This window comes from Lysobacter antibioticus, assembly GCF_000731095.1.
GTDB lineage: Bacteria > Pseudomonadota > Gammaproteobacteria > Xanthomonadales > Xanthomonadaceae > Lysobacter > Lysobacter antibioticus_B.
Map to the genome: position 1 here is coordinate 37,779 of NZ_JMTZ01000022.1, position 19,510 is coordinate 57,288.

Here is a 19,510-nt window from a genome sequence, read left to right on the forward strand (position 1 = left end):
TCGGATTTGCGCAGGGCTTCGAGAATCAACGACATCCTTTACTCCAGCACCGACTGCAGACGCGGGCCTGCGTCGCCGGACGACAGCGCCAGCATGGTCTCCGGACCGACGACGCCGTCGCTGAGCAAACCGCGTGCGGTCTGGAAACGACGCACGTCCTCGATGCTCGCGCCACCGGCCGCGGTCGCGCCGAGCCGCGTGCGCAACCACTCGCCGCGTACACCGCCGGCGCGCGGCGACAACGACGACGCCAAGCCCTCCGGGCCGCGCCATACAGCGGCATACTCGCCAGTCCATAAACGTTCGAGTGCGGCGCGCTCAGTGTCGAATGAAGTCCCGTCCAGCGACAAACGCACCTTGCTCGCATCTACCCCGCTCAGCAGCACCCAGGGGTCGCGGACGCCGAGGCGCAGATGCAGCAGCACCGGACGGCCGAACTGGACCAGTTTTTCCAGACTCGCCTCGCCGCGCAGGCAATAGACTCCAGGAGCGATAGGAGGGACACATCGCGATGCTGCGGCAACGGCCGCCTCATCCGTCGGCAGCTGCCACGCGCTCAGCAACTGCCGCCATGCCGGTAGCGAAGCGACCTCGGCCGCAGCGACACGCTGCGCGAAAGCGGTCTCGTCCAAATGCGGCGTTGCAGTCGGGTCCTTCGCTACAGCCGCCCGTTCCGTACTCGCTTCGGTCTTCGCTGCCGATGGCGTCTTATCCGCATCCGTGGTTCCGGCCTGGCCGCGCGGCTTGGCCGAGGTCTTCGCGATGAGCGCGCTGTTCCCCGCCCCGGCCTGGCCCGTCGATGCGTTCGCCGTGGCCGGTGGCGGCTGTGTCCACCACCACAGCGCGCCGAGCGCCAACGCCACTATGGCCGCGGCAGAAAGAATGGCGAGGCGTTGATGCGAAACGCCTCGCTGGCTCGGCGCCAGCGCTTCGGCAGCGGCCCGGTTCACGGTGCTCTCGTCGACCTGGATGTTGTCGTGAGCGTAACCGCCGAGCAAAGCGCGCTCGGCGATCACGTTGATCAGTCTCGGCACGCCGCCGGAATGCGCGTGAATGCGCTTGATCGCGCCGGGCGTGAACGGCAAGCGCTGACCGCCCGCGATGCGGTAGCGATGGCGCAGGAAGGCCGTGGTTTCGTCCGCGCTCAACGGGGTCAAGTGGAAACGCGCGGTGATGCGCTGCGAGAGTTGGCGCATGTCGGGGCGCGCGAGCATGACGCGCAGCTCCGGCTGGCCGAGCAGGATGATCTGCAGCAGCTTCTGGGTATCGGTTTCCAGGTTGGTCAGCAACCGCACCTGCTCCAGCGCTTCCAGCGAGAGGTTTTGCGCCTCGTCGATGATCAACACCACCCGCAGGCCCTGCGCATAGGCGCCGAGCAGGTAGGCATTGAGCGCGTCGACCAAGGCCTTGACGCTGCCGCGCTTGCCGGCCAGATCGAGGTGCAGTTCCTCGCAGATCGTTTCCAGCAGCTCGACCGGGGTCAGGCGCGGGTTCAGCACCAGGGCGACGTGGGTCTTCTCCGGCAGTTGTTCGAGCAGCAACCGGCACAGGGTGGTCTTGCCGGTGCCGACTTCGCCGGTGAGCTGGACGAAACCGCCGCCCCCACCCTGGCCGATGCCGAACAGCAGGTGCGCGAGCGCATCCCGGTGACGCTCGCTGAGAAACACGAAGCGCGGGTCGGGGGTGATCGAGAACGGCGGCTCCTTCAGGCCATAGTGCTCGAGGTACATGCGCGTCGTCGTGGCTTCGAGGCGCTTAGCCTGCCACGAATCGGGGGCATCGTCGCTGCGAGGCAGCGCACGGATTCGGCGGTCGCGCCTCGCGAACGGGGTGCCGCAATGCCCAGGTCCGAGCGGGCCTCTCGGCCGGGGTGGCCGGCCGCGCCCCTCGTACAGGGGCACGGCCATGCGCTCAGGCCGCACTTCGCAGGTGGGTCGGCGGCTCAGGCCTATGGGCGAATCTGCCGCTCAAACCGGCAATCCAGCGCCCTCGCCCGCCTGCGCATCCGACGCTGCGGACTTGCCGCGCGCCCGGCCTACGATCCGGGCGGTGCCGGCACGCATATCGTCGAGGATGCTGTAGATCGTCGGCAGGAACAGCAGGCTGACCACGGTCGAGAACGCCAGGCCGCCGGCCACCGCGCGCGCCATCGGCGAATAGGCCAGGCCGCCCAGCACCACGGTGTCGCTCAACGAAATCGGCACCATCGCCAGGATCGCCGTGCCCATGGTCATCATGATCGGGCGCAGGCGCTCGCGGCTGCCTTCGACCAGGGCCTCGTTGCGCGACAGGCCGCGTCTGCGCAGGTTGTTGATGTGCTCGACCATGACGATGCCGTTGTTCACCACCACGCCCATCAGCACCAGGATGCCGATGAAGGCCATGACCGTGAACGAACTGCCGGTCAGCCAGAACAACCAGAACACGCCGAAGATCGAGAACACCACGCAGCTCATGATCGCCGCCGGGAACAGCAGCGACTCGAACACCGCCGCCATCACCACGTAGATCATCACCAGGGCGATGATGAGGTTGAACATCATCTGCTTGCCCGCGTCGTCGTCGCGCTCGAACGAGCTGCCGTCGAAGCTGTAGCTGTAGCCGGCCGGGAAGGCGATCTTCTTCAGCGCTTCCTCCATTGCCTTGCGCGCGTCCGGCGTGGTCGCCTTGCCGTTGAGGCTGGCCAGGATGGTCAGCGTGGTCTGCCGGTCGTTGCGGTTGATCTGGCTCGCGGTCGGGCGCAGGTTGACGTCGACCATCGCCAGCAGCGGCACGCTGCGACCGTCGCTGGAACGCACGGTGAACTCGGCCAGATTCTCGATGCCGTACTTTTCCGCGCCGGCGAAACGCGCCCACACCGGCACTTCGGTTTCCCCGCGCTGGAAGTCGCGCAACTGCGCGCCGCGCAGCGCCAAGCCGACGAAGCGCGAGACCTCCTCGACGCTGAAACCGAACGACGCCGCGCGTTCGCGGTCTACCTTCACGTTGAGCTCGGTATTGCGGTCGCCGACGTCCACGCGCACATCGCGCAGCTCGGGGCGGCGCGCGAGCATCGGGATGATGTCGCGGGCCAGTTCGGTCAGCGTCTCGGTCGAGTCGCCGACCAACTGGACCTGGACGTTCTTGCCCCCGCCCTGACCACCGTCCTGATCCTGGCCCACGCTGATCTCGGCCTTGGCCGATTTCGGCAGCGCCTTGGCGATCGCGTCGACCAGCGGCTTGTTGTTTTCGACTTCGTTCTCGTTGAACTGCAAACGCGTGCCGCCCTCGCGCCCTTGCTCGCTGAAGAACGAATAGATCTGCTTGATGTGGTACTGCTTGCGCCGCGCCTCCAGGAATTGCTCGACCTTGAGGATCTCCTGCGACATCTGTTCGCGGGTGTAGCTGCCCTTCCATTGGTATCCGATGAAGGCTTCCTTGCCGCCGTCGTTGCCGAACATGTCGAACTTGGTCTGGGTCGCCGGAAACAGGCTGATAAGCACCACCAGCGCGATGCCGATCACGCTGAGGCCGCGATGCTCCAGGGTCCAGCGCAGGAACCGCGCATACGAGCGCTGCAGCCACGGGATCAGCCCGGTGGTGGTGTTGACCGCGGGCGGCGTCTTCATCCGCGCCGAGATCATCGGAATCAGACTCACCGCGACCAGCCACGACGCCAGCAGCGAGACCGAAATCGTGATGGCGATCTGCGACATGAAGATGCTGATGTCGTTGGTTTCGCCGATCAGGTTGGGCAGGAACACGATGCAGTGGCACAAGGTGCCGGCCGACAGCGCGATGGCGACGTGGCGCGTGCCCAGGATCGAGGCCAGCTGCGGCTGCTCGGGCATCTTCTCGCGTTCCTGGTAGATGCTCTCGACCACGACCACGGCGTTGTCGACCAGCATGCCCACCGCAAGCAGCAAGCCCATCAGCGACAACACGTTGAGGGTCACGCCGATGAAGTGCATGAAGCCCAAGGTCATCACGAAGCAGATCGGGATCGCCAGGGTCACCATCAGGGTGGAGGGCCAGTGGCGCAGGAAGAAGAACAGCACCGCGATCGACAGCAGCAGGCCGATCGCGCCGGCTTCGCCCAGCTCCAGCAGGGAGCTGGTCACGTCCTCGCCCTGGTTCTGCACCACCTTGATCTCGATGTTGCTGAGCGCCGGCTGGGCGCGGATCGCCTCGACTTCGGCCAAGGCCAGTTTCGACACCTCCACCAGATTGGCGCTGCGTTCCTTGAAGATGTCCAGGCCGATCGCCGGGCGGCCGTCGAGACGCCGGCCGGTCTCCAGACGCGCGGGCTTGAGCCGCACGTCGGCGATGTCGCGCAGCTTGAGGCCGCTGGTGTTGATGACCAGGTTGCGGAACTGCTCCAGGTCGGCGACCTGCCCGATCGGCTGCACCCGCAGCCGTCGTCCGCCGTCCTCGATCTGGCCGGCGGAAATCGAGAAGTTGAGCGCCTGCAGGCTCTTGGTCAGGGTATTGAGATCGACGCCGTGCGCGACCATGCGGTCGGGCAGGATCGCGATCTCGACCTCGTTGGGCGATGCGCCGCCGATTTCGACCTTGGCCACGCCGGGAATGCGCTCCAGGCGACGCTTGAACTCGCGGTCGATCAGGTCGTACTCGCGGCTGAGGTCCATGTCGCCGGCCAGCCGCACTTGCAGGATCGCCTGGTCGGCGCTCGACCACTTGAACACGAAGTAGCGCTGAAAGCCCTCGGGCAGATCGTCGACGATAGCGTCGATGCGTTCGCGCGCCTCCGAGGCCGCGATGGCGATATCGCGGTCCCAGTCCTTGAACTCCATCTGGATGGTCGCGGAGTCCGAGGTAGCGCTGCCGCGCATGGTCTTGATGCCGGTCATCGTCGCCAGCGCCTCTTCGGCGGGGCGCAGGATGGTGCGCTCGACTTCTTCCGGGGTGGACCCGTCGTAAGGCAGTTGCACCACCAGGAACGGCGCGGTGATGTCCGGCAGCGACTCCAGCGGCAGGCGCACCGCCGCGATCAGGCCGATCACGAACATCGACACGAACAACATGATGGTCGTGATCGGCCGCTTGATGCTGATCTCGGCAACGCTCATGTCAATGCGCCTCTGCCAGCGGATCGTTGTCGTGGCCGATCTTGTCGGCGGCCACTCTGGCTTCGCGCTCGGCCTTGCGCACGCGGTTGCGGTAATACTCGTCGCCGCGGCGGTCGAGCAGGTCGTAGACCACCGGGATCACCACCAGGGTCAACAGGGTCGATACCAGCAGGCCGCCGATCACCGTGATCGCCATCGGCGAGCGCACTTCGGCGCCCTCGCCGGTGGCGATCGCCAGCGGCAGGAAACCGAACAAGGTGCACAGGGTGGTCATGATGATGGGGCGCAGTCGCGAGCGCGCGCCCTCGATCAGGGCCTCGCGCTTGGGCATGCCGTGCTCGCGCAACTGGTTGACCTTGTCGATCAGGATGATCGCGTTCTTCACCACCAGGCCGACCAGCAGGATCAAGCCGATGAACACCACCACCGACACCGCCGAACGGGTCAGCAGCAGCGCCAGCACGGCGCCGACCAGGGCCAGCGGGATGGTGAACAAGATCACGAACGGATGCAGCAGCGACTCGAACTGCGACGCCATGACCAGATACACCAGGAAGATCGCCAGACCGAACGCGAACAACAGCGAGTTGATCGACTGCTGCAGTTCCTCGCCCTGGCCGCCGATGTGCATGCGCACTTCCGCGCTCAGCGGTTGCTCGCGGACCAGCTTCTGTACTTCGGCAATGGCGCCGCCGAGGTCGATATCGCGCAGGTTCGAGGACACGATCGCCACGCGCACCTGATCGGCACGGTGGATCTCGCTGGGACCGCTGGTGGCGACGACGTCGGCCACCGACTCCAGGGTCACCGGGCGGTTGCTGCCGGGATTGACGATCAGGCGCCGGATGCTATCGATCGAGGCGCGGTCGGACTCGCGGGCGCGCACCAGCACGTCGATCTTGCGGTCGCGGAAGCTGTAGCGCGTGGCGACGTCGCCGCGCACTTTCTTCACCACCACGTCGGCGATATCGCGGGTGGCCAGGCCGAACGCGCCGGCGCGGTCCTGGTCGAAACGGATCTGGATCTCCGGGAAGCCCTGTTCGACCGTAGATTTGACGTCGGCGAAATGCGGGCTGCCGCGCAACAACTTGGCCATGTGCTGGCCGGCGCGCTGAATGGTTTCCAGGTCCTGGCCGCGCAACTCGATTTCCAGCGGCGTGGAGAAGCTGAAGAGCTGCGGCCGTGCGAAGTCGACCTGCGCGCCGGGATGGCCCTGCATGGTGCGGCGCAGGCGCTCGGTTTCTTCGGCTTCGATCTCCTTGCTGCCGCCGTCGGCCATCACCACGGTGATCTTGCCGATGTTCTCGCCGCTCTCGGTCGGGTTGGCGTCCAGGCGCGTACCGCTGCCGCTGACGCCGAACCAGGCGTGGATACCCGGGTCCTTGGCGTGCTTCTCCTGGATTTCGCGCACCAGCCGGTCGGTCTCGCGCAAGGGCGTGCCCGGCGGCAGCTTGACGGTCATGTCGAAGCGGTCCTGGGCCAACTGCGGAATCAGGTCGGCGCCGAGCAGCGGCACCGCCGCCAGAGTCGCCACGAAGGCCGCGCCGGCCAGGCCGAGCACCAGCACCCGATGGCCCATCGCCGCCGGCAACAGCTTCAGATAGCCGCGTTCGGCGCGCTCGTAAGGCGCCATCGCCAGATCGCTGGCCTTGCCCATGACCGGCCCGACCACCGCACCGAGGACGCGCCAAACGCGCGTCACCGCCCAGGCGATGCCGAAGAAGGTCCCGCGCACCGCCGTAGCGATCGCATAAGGCGGCCACGCCAGCACCTTCAGCAACCGGTTGCGCGGCTGCCAGCGCGGATGCGGCGCTTCTTCCTGGAAGCCTAGCGTCGGCCGGCCACGCAATGCACTCAGCATCGGGATCAGGGTCATCGATACGATCAACGAGATGCCGATCGCCAAAGCCACGGTCAAGGCCTGGTCGCGGAACAACTGGCCGGCGATGCCTTCGACGAACACCAGCGGCAGGAACACCGCGATCGTGGTCAGGGTCGAGGCGACCACCGCCATGCTGACCTCGCGGGTACCGGTGACGGCCGCTTCGAGAATGCCGAGCCCGCGTTCGCGCGCCTTGGCGATGCTCTCCAATACGACGATCGAATCGTCCACCACCAGGCCGGTGGCCAACGCCAGGCCGCCCAGCGACATCACGTTGAGGCTCAGCCCCAGGCGATCCATGAAGAAGAACGTGGCGATGATCGAGACCGGCAGCGACAGGCCGATCACGAAGGTGCTCCAGCCGTCGCGCAGGAACAGAAAGATGATCAAGACCGCCAGGAAACCGCCGATCACCGCATCTTTCTTGACGTCGGCGATGGCGTGGCGGATGAACTGCGACTGGTCGTCGATCGTGGTCAGTTCCACGTCCGGCGGAATCTGCTCCTTGATCTGCTTCAGGCGTTCCTGGATCGCGTCGGCGGTGGCGACGGTGTTGGCGTCGCCTTCCTTGTAGATCGCCAGTTCGACCGCTTCGGTGCCTCCCAGGCGGATGATCGCCTCGCGCTCCTTGAAGCTCTGGCGGACCTCGGCGATGTCCTTCAGACGCACCGGCTTGCCGCCGGCCGCGGTGCTCTGCTCGCCCGAGGACGCGCTCTGCACCGAAGCCGCCGCTGCCATCGCGTCGGCCGAACCGGAAGCCGCGGCCACGCGCGCCATTTCCGCGGCGGCGTCGGCCGCGGCATTGCCGCCGGCCTTCTGCGTGGTCACCAGCATCTCGCGGATTTCCGGCACGCTGGCGAATTCGTTGACGGTGCGCACCAGATAGCGCTGCGCGCCCTCTTCCAGGCGCCCGCCGGAAATGTTGATGTTTTCCTGCTTCAGGCGCTGGATGACGGTGTCGATCGGCAGGTTGAGCTGGGAAATCTTCTGCTGGTCGATATCGACCTGGATCTCGTCCTCGAGACCGCCGCCGACCTTGACCGCGGCGACACCGTCGACCGGTTCGAGCTTTTTCTTCAGGTCGTCGTCGGCGTAGCGGCGCAGTGCCGTCAGCTGACGGATCGCCTCGCTGTCGCCGGCCTTGGCGCCATTCTTATTGGACAGCGCGATGCGCAGGATCGGCTCGGTCGAGGGATTGAAACGCAGCAGCACCGGCTTCTTGGCTTCCAGCGGCAACTGCACGATTTCCATCTTGTCGCGCACCTCCAGGCTGGCCTGGTCCATGTCGGTGCCCCAGGCGAACTCGAGCACGACGTCGCTCTGGCCGGTGCGCGAGACCGACTTGAGCTTGCGCAAGCCCTTGACCACGCCGACCGCCTCTTCCAGCGGTTCGGAGATCAGGGTTTCGATTTCGGTCGGCGCCGCGCCGGTGTACTCGGTGCGCACGGTCAAGGTCGGATAACTCAGATCCGGCAGCAGGTTGACCTTGAGGCTGTTCAGCGCAATCAGGCCGAACAGCAGGAAAGTGATCGTCACCATCGCCACGGTGACGCGGCGGCGGGTGGAAAACTCCACCAAGTTGAAGGACGTCGTGTCCGAAGGCTGAGCCACAGTCAGTCCCCACGTTCATAAAGGTTGCGAACGACGCGACCGCAGCGGTCGCGTCGGGCTGCGGCCGCGCCGGCTTACTGCTTGGCAGCGGGGCCGGTGGCGGCGCTGGCGACGGCCTTGGGCTGGGCCGTATTGATCAACTGCACCTCGGTGCCTTCGCGCAACGCGGTCTTGCCCGCGACCACGACCTGGTCGCCGAGCTTGAGGCCGTTGCGGACCTCGGCCCAGGCGCCGTCGAGATAGCCCAGCTTGACCGGGACGCGCGCGACCTTCTTGCCGCGCACCACGAACACCGCCGGGTCGCCCTCGTCGTCGAGCAGCGCCGCACGCGGCACGACCAGCGCGTCGGCACGATTGTCGTAATCGATGCGCAGGCGGCCGAACATGCCGGGCTGCAGCGTGCCGCCGCCTTCGAAGGCGCAGATCACCCGGAACGTGCCACTGCCGGAATCGACCACCGGGGCGACGCGGTCGACCGTGCCGGTGAAGACCTTGCCGGGCATGGCATCGACCTGCATCTGCACCGGCAAGCCCGCTTTCAGCGTGGCCAGCTCGCGCTCGGGCACGTTGAGCGTGGCCTCCAGGCGCGAGGTGTCGACGATGCGGATGATCGGCGAGTTGATCTGGACGAAGTTGCCGGTCTTGATCGAACGCGAGGCGACGATGCCCGAGATCGGCGCTTCGACCTTGGCGTAGGACAACTCCAGGTTCGCCATGCGATTGGCGGCGCGGGCGTTCTCCAGGTCGTAGCGCAGTTGGTCGTTGTCGTTGGCGCTGAGCAGGCGTTGTTCGGCCAGTTGCTTGGAGCGGGCGTAGTTGGCCTCGAGCTTGCGCATGGTGGCGTTGGTCTGGGCGGCCTGCAGCTCGGCGCGCGCCGAGTCGAGCCGGACCAGGATTTGGCCGGCCTGCACGTGCTGGCCTTCCTCGACCATCACCGCGAGCGCCACGCCCGAGGTCTTGGCCACCACCTGTGATTCGGCCCGCGCCTCCAGCGGCGCAGTACCGGTGTAGCTGGCCGCGATCGCGCGCCGCGTCGCCTGGGCGACCTCGACCGGAACCGCTTCCGATGCTTTGTCCTTGGCTTCCTTGGCCTGCGCTTCCGCAGCGCCGGCGCCGCCCTTGCAGGCCGACAGGCCGAGCACACAGGCCAGGGCCAGGGCGGCGACTGCCACCGTGCCGCCCATTGCCGGACCGCTCTTGCGGATATTGGTGAGTTGACGCATTCGAGACGACCCCAAGCTCTAGTTTTTTCGTCGGTTACCGGTCGTATGCCGGTGTTGTATATAGGTATATCACCGGCCCTGAAAACCACCATCCGCCGAAGGTAATGGTGACTGGAGCCATGCATTTATTCTGAGGCACGGTTAGCGCGAGCGATGCCGATCGCGCGCCTGCGGCGGCCTCGGGCGGCGCGCCAGCGCCACCCGCCGAGTATGGATGCGCTCAAGGACGACTTCGTTGCAGTCGCATGGCCGGCTATACTCGCCGACTTATGCGCGGCTCCGGCCCTGCACAGCCAGCCACCACCTTTCGCTAGCCATTCGAGATTGCGGACTAGACATGATGCGACCGCTGATGACCGCCGCCTGCTTTGCCCTGACCCTGGCCGCCATGACGGCGCACGCCGAGGAACCCGCCAAGGCGCCGGCCCCCACCGCCGCCGCCGCCATTCCGGCGCCCTCGGCCACTCCGGCCGCCGCGCCGGCCATCAAGGGCAGTGCCGAGACCGGCCGCCAACTGACCTATACCTGCCAGGGCTGCCACGGCGTCACCGGCTACAAGAACGCGTACCCGAACTATCACGTTCCCAAGATCGTCGGGCAGTCGCCGGAATACCTGACGAATGCGCTGACCGAATACAAGAAAGGCACGCGCAAGCACCCGACGATGCAGGCCCAGGCTCAGAGCTTCTCTGACCAGGACATCGCCGATATCGCCGCCTTCCTTTCCAGCGCCAAGTGAGCCGCCCCATGACGAACTCCAGCTTCTTCAAGAGCGGCCTCGCCATCGCCCTGTTCTCGGTCCTGACCCTCGCCGCCTGCTCGCAGGGCGGTGAAGTCCCGGCCGGCCATTCTTCGGCCGACCGCGACGCCGGCCATACTTCGTCGTCGGCGGGCCTGCCGGCCGGCAACGTCGCCGCGGGCGAGAAGCTCGCCAGCGTCAAGGGCAAGGCCACCGGCCAGTCCTGCGTCGACTGCCACGGCGCCGAAGGCAATGCGCCGATCGACCCGACCTACCCGAAGCTCGCCGGCCAGTACCACGATTACATCGCGCACTCGCTGCAGATGTACCGCGATGGCGACCGCGAGCACCCGCTGATGTCGAGCCAGGCCAAGGATCTGAACGATCAACAGATCGCCGATCTCTCCGCCTACTTCGGTTCGCGCCAGAAAAGCCAACTGCGCGACCTGCACGGCATCCACTGAGCCGTCGCGCGGCCTCGCCGCGCAGTCGATCAGACACAAACGGCCCGCATCAGCGGGCCGTTTTCGTTTGCGGCGGCATTTGCGAAAGAGCCGCTGCGGCCCGCAGCCCTGGCGAACTGCGCTACCGCGACAACTAGCGCAGCCCAGCCCTCTGGAACCAGGCATCCAATCCAGCGACCGCCTTCACCCGCCCGGCGGCGGCCGCACGCTGCCGTTGTCTTCCTGCAGATGCGGCTTGAACGGGATATCCGGCGGCGGGCGCGCGGTGGCCGGTTGTTCGTTGAGGTTCGGGTCGTTGATCCCGCAACTGCCGCCGAGCATCAGCAGGGCGACCGAACACTGGATGCTTTTGCCCTTGCTGCCCGGGATCGGAATCATCACCGTCTGCACGCTGCGCCGGACCCACTCGGCCAGCAGGGTCTCGTTCGGGCGCCAGTACTTGTCGAGCGCGGTCGGCTCGTAATCGGTGGGCTTGCGCCGCAACCAGGTGCCGGCGCGGTCGAGGTCCTTGATCTCGGCGGTGATCGTGCCCGGCGGTTTGCCCGGCGAAGCCGAGCCCGGCGCATCGGCCAGACGCACGCTGCCGTCGCTGTTGTACAGGCCCGGCGTGTCGCCGCGCTGACCGCCGGGCTGGTTGCGGGTGGAATCGCCCCAATCGTCGCCGCGCTTCGGCGACGACCAGGTCCCGGGCGCGGGCGTCGGTTTCGGGCCGGCGCCGGCGGTCGCCGCCGGCGGGCTCGAACTCGCGGCCGGGGCCGAACTCGAGGCGGCGGGCTTGGAACTGGACACGTTGGAGCTGGACGCGCTTGCCGGCGCGCTGGTGGCGGTCGCAGCAGAGGCCGGAAACGGCGGCGCAGCCGGCGCGGTGCTCGGCGACGGCGCGGTCGAGGCGGCCGCGGACGGCGTGGGGATGTCGGCGATGCGCACCTGCGGCGCGGTCGAACGCAGCTGCGGCGCCGCGATCGATGGCGTCGGCAACTCGCGCACCGGCACCCGCGACAGCGGCGCAGGCACGTCGCGCACGCTCACTTCGCGCGGCTGCACCGCGATGCTCGGCGCGGCGATCTCGCGCTGCGGCAATTCGCGCGCGATCGGCTGCACCGGCGCCGGCACGTCGAGCGACGGCACCGGCTGGGTCTTGGCTTCGAGTTGCGGCACGCGCGGGATGTCGTCGAGGCGGCGACGCGTCGGCGGCAACACGAAGATCTGCGGCGAATCCGGCACTTCCTTGCTGACCATCACCGGTTGCTCGACGGTCGGCGCCGGCAGTTGCGGTTCGGGCACGTCGCGCTGCGGCACCTCGGGCAAGGTCGCCTGCAGTTCCGGGGTCGGCAAGGGCGCATCCGCCGCCAGTTGCGGCGGCGAAGGCTCGGCCGGGGCCGGCTGTTGCTGGGTGGGCTGTTGCGCTTGCGGTGTCTCGGCCTGCGGCTGGTCGCTCGGCTGCTGCGAGCCGCCGCCGGGTTCCTTCGGCGTGCCCTCGCCGATGTATTCGATCATGGTGACGTTCTCGCCTTCCGGCGGCGGCCGGGTGGCGAAGAACTGCAGATACATCAGCCAGATCAGCAGGCCGGCGACGAAGATATGCCAGACCAGCGAGAACGCGCCGGCGATCCAGCGCAGCCAGCGCTCCTCGCGCTCCGGCGGTTGCCATTGCTGACGCCACAGAGTCGCGAAGGCCTGCCAACGGTTGAGCATGGCCGCGCGCGGCGGCGGTTGCGCCAAGGGCCGCTGCGCGATCACCGCGACCAACGCGTCCGAAGTCGCGCCGGTTACCGCGCCGCTGCATTCCTGCAACGACTCCAGCCAGCTTTGCCAGCCCGCCGGGAATTCGCCCGGCGGGGGCGAATCGCGCCGCATGGAAAGCCGCAACCGGCGTTGCAGTGCTTCGATGACGGAGGCGGCGGTGGGCATAGGCTGCGCCGCGCCGGAATCAGGCGGCGGTGTCTCGAGGGATGTACGGCGCGTCACCGGTCTCGTGATCGGTGGCGTCGCGTACCGCGGTCACGCCCGGCACCTTGGTCATCAAGGTGGTTTCGATGCCCTGCTTGAGGGTCACGTCGGCCATGCCGCAACCGTGGCAGCCGCCGCCGAAGCGCAGCACGACCACGCCGTCGGCGGTCACTTCCTGCACCGAGACATGGCCGCGGTGCTGGGCGAGCTGCGGGTTGACCTCGTGTTCGACCACCCAGCGCACCCGCTCGACCAGCGAGGCCGAATCGGTCGGCGCCTCGCCCTTGATCTTGGGCGCGCGGATCTGCAACTGGCCGCCGGTGGCCTTGACCTCGTAATCGATCTCCGCGCCGTCCAGGTACTGCACGCTGTCGGCGCGCAGCCACAGGGTGAAGCCCTCGCAATCCACCGCCCATTCGTCGCCGGCCAGATCGGCCGGTTCGGCGAACTCCAGGCGCACGTCGGCGCGCGGCGTGCCCGGATGCACCGCCGACAGCCGCACTCCGAGCCCCGGCAGGGCCTCGCGCTCGAGGAGTTTGCGGAAGTGGGTTTGCGCGGATTCGGAAATATTGATCATCGGGCTATTCTAACGGGGTCAGCACGGCATGAAGCCGTGCATGCATCCTACGACCGTCGGCGATACGATTCCGTTCATGGAAGGCGGTCGCGGCGCAGAAACAACGCCGCGGCGCCATCGCCGGGCCGCCAGGAGTCCGCAGCATGAACGATCTCATCCCGCTTTCTCAGGCTCATTGCATCGCCCGCCGCGGCAGCGAGCACCGGCTCAGCGAAGCCCGGGTCCGCGAACTGCTGCCCGAGGTGCCGGGCTGGGAGCTCGCCGAAGACGGACATGCCCTCACCCGGACCTTCCGTTTCGACGACTATTATCGAACGATGGCTTTCGTGAACGCCCTGGCCTTCATGGCCAATCGCGAAGACCATCATCCCGATCTCGGCGTCCACTACGACCGTTGTGTGGTGCGGTATTCGACCCACGATGTCGGTGGCCTGAGCGAGAACGACTTCATCTGCGCGGCCAAGGCCGACGCTCTGACCGGTTGATCCCGCCATGAACCCAATCCGCAGCAACTCCCGCCTCTCGCCGCGTCTGCTCCCGGTAATCGGCGCCGCTCTGCTCGCTCTGGTCGCCGCCGGCTGCGGCGAACGCGCCGCGGATGCGCCGATCATTCCATCCACGCCGCTGCGCGCGGTCGACACGCCGCCGCCGGATTACCCGCAGGAGATCGGTTGCGACCAGATCGGCGGCAAGGTCGTGCTGCAGCTCAGCGTCGGCCCGGACGGCAAGCCGAAGAAAGTCGACGTGCTCGAAAGCAGCCGCACCCCGGCGCTGGACCAGGCCGCGATCAAGGGCGTGCAGCGTTGGCGCTTCGAAGCCGCGACCCGCAACGGCAAGCCGGTGTCCACCGACATCCAGGTTCCGGTGACCTTCCACTCGCCGGCGACACGCCCGGAGCATTGCGGCTGAGGCCACTGGCGCAGTAAATCCAGCCAGACGACAACGCCGGCCTGAGCCGGCGTTGTTCGTTCGGAGCCGCCGCATCAGGCCGGAGCGCCCGGTACCGAAGCCTGATCCCCGTACCGCTCCCCGCAGGCAGCGACTGCGCGGGGACTTCGGCTCAGCCCAGGCGATCCAGCACTTCGACCAGCTCCGGAGCCAGCGGCGCGTTGAGCAGATACGGCTCGCGGCCGCCGTCGAGGGCGAACTCCAGGGTCGAGGCGTGCAGGAACAGGCGCTTGAGACCGGCCTGCTCGCGCAGGCGCTTGTTGGCCTCGACTTCGCCGTACTTGTCGTCGCCGGCGACCGGATGGCCGATGTGCTGGGCATGCACGCGGATCTGGTGGGTGCGGCCGGTTTCGATCCGCACCTCGCAATACGATTGCCCGCCGCGCCGTTCCAGCACTTTGAAGTGGCTCAGCGACGGCTTTCCGTCGCGGTGCACCTGGACATGGCGCTCGCCGCCCTGGCGCAGGCCGATGTGCAGGGCCGCGTCCACGCTCATCACGCCCTCGGGCATGCGCCCGGTCAGCAGCGCCAGATAGCGCTTGGCGATCCCGCCCTCTTCGCGCATCAAGGCCTGCATCTCGGTCAGCGCCGAACGCTTCTTGGCCACGATCAGCAGCCCGGAGGTGTCGCGGTCGAGCCGGTGCACCAGCTCCAGGGTCTGACCCGGGCGCAGCGCGCGCAGGGTCTCGATGGCGCCGAAACTGATCCCGCTGCCGCCGTGGCTGGCGACCCCGGAGGGCTTGTTCAGGGCGAGCAGGCGCGCGTCCTCGAACACGATCGCCGCGTCGAGGGCGTCCATGAACCCCTTCGGCGGGGTCGGCTTGTCGCCCTGTTCGCTGAGACGAACCGGCGGAATGCGCACCTCGTCGCCGGCCTCGAGCTTGCGCTCGGCCTTGGCGCGGCCGCCGTTCACGCGCACCTGGCCGGAGCGCACGAGCTTGTAGATCAAGGACCTGGGCGCACCTTTGAGTTGGCCCAGGAGGAAATTGTCGAGCCGTTGACCTTCACGATCTTCGGGTACACGCACCGTCCGTGCGCCGGTGTTACCGGAGTTTGCTGTCTGGGTCATCCCGAAGCGTTATCTGTTACACTCGCGACGCGAGATAAGGTTTTGATTTCGCTGGGAGTTGTACCCGACCGCGTCGCCTGACAAGCGTGCGGTTCGGTACGGGGCCGAAAGCCCCTCCCGCGATTCCGGTCCGCGTCTAACCACTGCCCACGGGGTAGCCATGTTAGCAGCGACGGACCGGCGGAACCGGCCAGCGCCCGATGGGTCAAACCGTCGAGATGAACACCCGTGCGGCGCCCAAGCACTCCGCTTGACGCGCCGCCGCCCGCCCCGAGCGACGTTCGCGTCGCCGGCCCCGAAAGAACCGAGTAGGTAAGAAGCGCTCCCGCGGCGTGCCGTGGTGATGTAGCGCTGGTAGTGGAGACCTCGCCGGCGCGCGGGCGGCCCGCATTCGCTGCGGCCGACGATCGCGACGGCGAAGTCTCAGTTCCCAGATAGCGAAACGCCATGGCGTTCCGCGCGGTAGAGCGCGCGAGGAACGCAACAATGAAGCGCATGCTGATCAATGCGACGCAGGCGGAAGAACTGCGCGTCGCCATCGTCGACGGCCAATCCCTGTACGACATCGATATCGAACAGCCGTCGAAGGAACAGAAGAAGTCCAACATTTACAAGGGCCGCATCACTCGGCTCGAACCTTCGCTGGAAGCGGCGTTCGTCGACTACGGCGCCGACCGCCACGGCTTCCTGCCGCTGAAGGAAATCTCCCGCGACTATTTCCAGCCCGGGGTCGACCATAACAAGGCCGGCTTGCGCGAGCTGTTGCGCGAAGGCCAGGAAATCGTCGTCCAGGTCGACAAGGAAGAGCGCGGCAACAAGGGCGCCGCCCTGACCAGCTTCATCTCCCTGGCCGGCCGCTACATGGTGCTGATGCCCAACTCCCCGACCGCCGGCGGCGTCTCGCGCCGGATCGAAGGCGAGGACCGCGCCGCGCTCAAGGACGCGATGGACAAGCTGACCATCCCCGACGACATGGGGGTGATCATCCGCACCGCCGGCGTCGGCCGCGATGCCGAAGAACTGCAGTGGGACCTGGATTACCTGGTCAGCGTCTGGAAGGCCGTCACCGACGCCGCCCTGAGCAAGCAGGCCCCGTTCCTGATCTACCAGGAATCGCGCCTGATCATCCGCGCCCTGCGCGACTACATGCGTCCGGACATCGGCGAGATCCTGGTCGATACCGACGAGATGTACGCCGAAGCGCGCGAGTTCGTCGAGCAGGTCATGCCGCACAACCTGCGCAAGCTGAAGAAGTACGCCGACGACACCCCGCTGTTCAACCGCTTCCAGATCGAGTCGCAGATCGAGAACGCCTACGAGCGCACCGTCCGCCTGCCCTCCGGCGGCGCCCTGGTGATCGACCAGACCGAAGCCCTGACCGCGATCGACGTCAACTCGGCGCGCGCGACCAAGGGCGGCGACATCGAGGAAACCGCGTTCAACACCAACCTGGAAGCGGCCGAGGAAGTCGCGCGCCAGATGCGCCTGCGCGACCTCGGCGGCCTGGTGGTCATCGACTTCATCGACATGGCCTCCAACCGCCATCAGCGCGACGTTGAGAACCGCCTGCAGAACGCCCTCAAGCAGGACCGCGCCCGCGTTCAGATCGGCCGCATCTCGCGCTTCGGCCTGCTCGAACTGAGCCGCCAGCGCCTGCGTCCGTCGCTCGGCGAGTCCAGCCAGTTGGTCTGCCCGCGTTGCGACGGCCACGGCCGTATGCGCAGCGTCGAGTCGATGTCGCTGTCGATCCTGCGCATCGCCGAAGAGCATGCGATGAAGGAGAACACCGGACAGGTGCTGGTGCAGGCCCCGACCGAGATCGCCAATTACCTGCTCAACGAGAAGCGCCGCGCGCTGACCGAGATCGAACAGCGCCACGGCGCGCCGATCGTGATCGTCGCCGACGAGCAGCTCGAGACCCCGCATTACGAAGTCACCCGTGTGCGCGAAAACGAGATCGGCGAAGAGTCCTCCAAGCCCAGCTACCAGCGCGGCACCCAGCGCAAGCTGCCGCTGCATGCGCTGACCAAGGCCCATCTGAACATTCCGGATGCGCCGATCGTCACCAACGTCAAGCCGCTGCAACCGGCGCCGCTGCGCGAACCCCGCGAGCCCGCCGTGGCCGCGGCTCCCGCCCCGGCACCGGCGCCGGTCGCCGCGCCGACCCATTCGGTCGGTCTGGTCGAGCGCATCCTGCGCATCTTCCGCGGCCCCTCGCAGCCCGCTCCGGCCCCGGCCGAACCGGCCGCGCGCAGTTCGGAAGGCCGCGGCCGCAACGACCGCAACGGCCAGCGCCGTGGCGAGAACCGCAACAACGCCGGCAAGGGAGGACGCGACGGCGGTCGCCGCGACGAGCAGCAGCGCCGCGATGAACCGCGTCGCGACGAGCAGCGTCGCGACAAGCCGGCGCAGAACGCCCAGCCGCAGGCCGCCCAGCACGCGACGAGCAGCGTCGCGACAAGCCGGCGCAGAACGCCCAGCCGCAGGCCGCCCAGCAGCCGCCCAAGCAGAAGCAGCCGCAAGCGCAGCAGCAGCCCAAGCCGCAGCAACCGCAGCAGGCGCAACAGCCCAAGCCGCCCAAGCCGCAGAACGACGAGCGCGCCGCCCAGGCCGCCGGCGGGACCCCGCGTCCGCCGCGCGAACCCAGGCCGCCGCGCCAGGACGCTCCGGCTCCGGCTGAAGCCGTCAGCGCCGCGGCGATCGTGCCGGCCGCCGTGGCCGCCGCATCGGCCAGCGCCGGCGCTCCCATCGCCGTGCCGGCCGTGCCGAGCGTCAGCGACGAGACCGCACTGAAGACCGAAGTCGCTGTCGCGGCCGTCGCCGTCGACAATGCCGGCAGCGAGCCGCGCGACACCGACGAAGCCGCAGGCGAAGGCGGCGGCCGTCGCCGTCGTGGCCGCCGCGGTGGCCGTCGCCGTCGTCGTGGCAACGGTGAAGCCGCTGCCGGTGGCGAAGGTCAGGGCCAGGACGAGAACGCATTCGACGACGAAGACGAGATCGGCGGCGAACCCGCAGCGGCCCCGGCCGCGGCGAACCGTTCGCAGCCCGAGTTCGACTTCGACGACGAAGGCAGCGCACCGGCGCCGCGCGCCCAATCCACGGCACCCGCTGCTGCCGCAGTCGCTGCACCCGCAGCGGTTGCCGCCGTCGCCGCCAGCCGCGTCTACAGCCCGGCCCCGGAAACGGCGGCCGAGCCGAAGGCTTCGTTCGCGAACCTCGGCCACGAAGCCCAGCCTGCGGTCGGCGAGCCCGCCGCCAGCGAGCCGTCGTCCACGCAGCCGCAGATCGAGTCGGTCCGGGTCGAGCCCTCGCGCAACGCCTATGTCGCCGCCGAGCCGGTCGTGAACGAACACGTCGCTGAGCCCGTGCTGGAAGCGGCGATGCCGGTCATCACCCGCCTGCCCGAGGAAGCGGTGGCGGTGCCTGCCGAAATCGTCACGCCTGCGCAGAGCGCCGTCGCCGCGATCGAACAGGCGCAGCCTGCCCTGCAACAGCCCGCCCTGCAGGCTGCGGCGCCGCGCAACGAGGACGTCGAACCGGTCGTCGAGCCGACTTCGGCCCTGGTCGAAGAGACCCGCGTCGAGGACACCCTCGTCGAACAGGCCGTGATCGAGCAGACCCCGGTCGAATCGACCGTGATCGAGCCGGTGGCCCCGCCGGTACGGGTCGAGCCGAAGGCCGCTGCCGCTGAAGCCGCTTCGGTCGAAGCTGCTCCAGTCGAAACTGCCTCAGTCGAAACTGCTCCGGTCGAACCGGCCCAGGCCGACGCCGGCAACGCGGCGCCGGCAACGACGCCGCGCACCGCTGGCCTGTTCGATGCCCTGCCCCATCCGGCCGAACCGGCCCGCACCGACGCGGCCAATGCCGCCGTCGAAGGCGAGCAGGATGCCACCGACGGGTCGTCCGACGACGAGCGTCGCGCCTGACCGGCAACGCTCCGGCCGGGCCGTAATCCGGTAGGTAACCACCAAGAAACCG

At 67.9% G+C, this 19,510-nt stretch carries 11 protein-coding genes and 1 pseudogene; 5 read left to right on the forward strand and 7 right to left on the reverse strand.

Going from position 1 to position 19,510, the window contains the following annotated elements; translation table 11 throughout:
* Positions 1 to 38: 38 nt before the first annotated feature.
* The 4 genes from EX88_RS0109035 to EX88_RS0109050 all read right to left on the reverse strand — a co-directional run bounded on the left by EX88_RS0109035 (position 39) and on the right by EX88_RS0109050 (position 9,785).
* Positions 39 to 1,730 carry an AAA family ATPase gene (locus EX88_RS0109035; RefSeq protein WP_031371678.1) on the reverse strand — a complete coding sequence of 564 codons (1,692 nt, stop codon included), beginning with the start codon at positions 1,728 to 1,730 and terminating at the stop codon, positions 39 to 41.
* A gap of 237 nt (positions 1,731 to 1,967) precedes the next feature.
* The gene (locus EX88_RS0109040; RefSeq protein WP_036148412.1) at positions 1,968 to 5,069 is read right to left on the reverse strand and encodes an efflux RND transporter permease subunit; all 3,102 of its coding nucleotides are present in this window, start codon (positions 5,067 to 5,069) and stop codon (positions 1,968 to 1,970) included.
* Between the two features lies 1 nt (position 5,070).
* The gene (locus EX88_RS0109045; protein WP_051884793.1) at positions 5,071 to 8,568 is read right to left on the reverse strand and encodes an efflux RND transporter permease subunit; all 3,498 of its coding nucleotides are present in this window, start codon (positions 8,566 to 8,568) and stop codon (positions 5,071 to 5,073) included.
* Between the two features lie 68 nt (positions 8,569 to 8,636).
* Positions 8,637 to 9,785, reverse strand: coding sequence for an efflux RND transporter periplasmic adaptor subunit (locus EX88_RS0109050; protein WP_031371681.1), 1,149 nt, complete (start codon positions 9,783 to 9,785; stop codon positions 8,637 to 8,639).
* A 340-nt stretch (positions 9,786 to 10,125) separates the two neighbouring features.
* On the opposite strand from EX88_RS0109050, the gene EX88_RS0109055 reads away from it, so the two are divergent.
* Both EX88_RS0109055 and EX88_RS0109060 read left to right on the forward strand, forming a co-directional pair.
* Entirely contained in the window at positions 10,126 to 10,524 is a 399-nt protein-coding gene (locus tag EX88_RS0109055) for a c-type cytochrome (protein ID WP_031371682.1), read from the forward strand.
* A gap of 8 nt (positions 10,525 to 10,532) precedes the next feature.
* Entirely contained in the window at positions 10,533 to 10,988 is a 456-nt protein-coding gene (locus EX88_RS0109060) for a c-type cytochrome (RefSeq protein WP_031371683.1), read from the forward strand.
* Between the two features lie 183 nt (positions 10,989 to 11,171).
* On the opposite strand, the gene EX88_RS0109065 is transcribed toward EX88_RS0109060, so the two are convergent.
* Positions 11,172 to 12,899: a hypothetical protein gene (locus EX88_RS0109065; protein ID WP_031371684.1), complete on the reverse strand. Its 1,728-nt coding sequence runs from the start codon at positions 12,897 to 12,899 to the stop codon at positions 11,172 to 11,174.
* 19 nt (positions 12,900 to 12,918) lie between these two features.
* The gene (locus EX88_RS0109070) at positions 12,919 to 13,515 is read right to left on the reverse strand and encodes an NfuA family Fe-S biogenesis protein (RefSeq protein WP_031371685.1); all 597 of its coding nucleotides are present in this window, start codon (positions 13,513 to 13,515) and stop codon (positions 12,919 to 12,921) included.
* Positions 13,516 to 13,658: 143 nt separating this feature from the next.
* Here EX88_RS0109070 and EX88_RS0109075 point away from each other — a divergent pair, with 143 nt between their 5' ends.
* Together EX88_RS0109075 and EX88_RS0109080 are read left to right on the forward strand one after the other, a co-directional pair.
* Positions 13,659 to 14,000, forward strand: a complete 342-nt coding sequence (locus EX88_RS0109075; RefSeq protein ID WP_031371686.1) for a 4a-hydroxytetrahydrobiopterin dehydratase — start codon at positions 13,659 to 13,661, stop codon at positions 13,998 to 14,000.
* Positions 14,001 to 14,007: 7 nt separating this feature from the next.
* Complete coding sequence (locus tag EX88_RS0109080) at positions 14,008 to 14,424, forward strand: energy transducer TonB (RefSeq protein ID WP_051884795.1); 417 nt, start codon at positions 14,008 to 14,010, stop codon at positions 14,422 to 14,424.
* A gap of 151 nt (positions 14,425 to 14,575) precedes the next feature.
* On the opposite strand, the gene EX88_RS0109085 is transcribed toward EX88_RS0109080, so the two are convergent.
* Positions 14,576 to 15,532 (reverse strand): RluA family pseudouridine synthase, encoded by a 957-nt coding sequence (locus EX88_RS0109085; RefSeq protein WP_031371688.1) that lies wholly within the window; start codon positions 15,530 to 15,532, stop codon positions 14,576 to 14,578.
* A gap of 495 nt (positions 15,533 to 16,027) precedes the next feature.
* Here EX88_RS0109085 and EX88_RS25855 point away from each other — a divergent pair.
* Positions 16,028 to 19,458: pseudogene (locus EX88_RS25855) on the forward strand (Rne/Rng family ribonuclease).
* Positions 19,459 to 19,510: the final 52 nt, after the last annotated feature.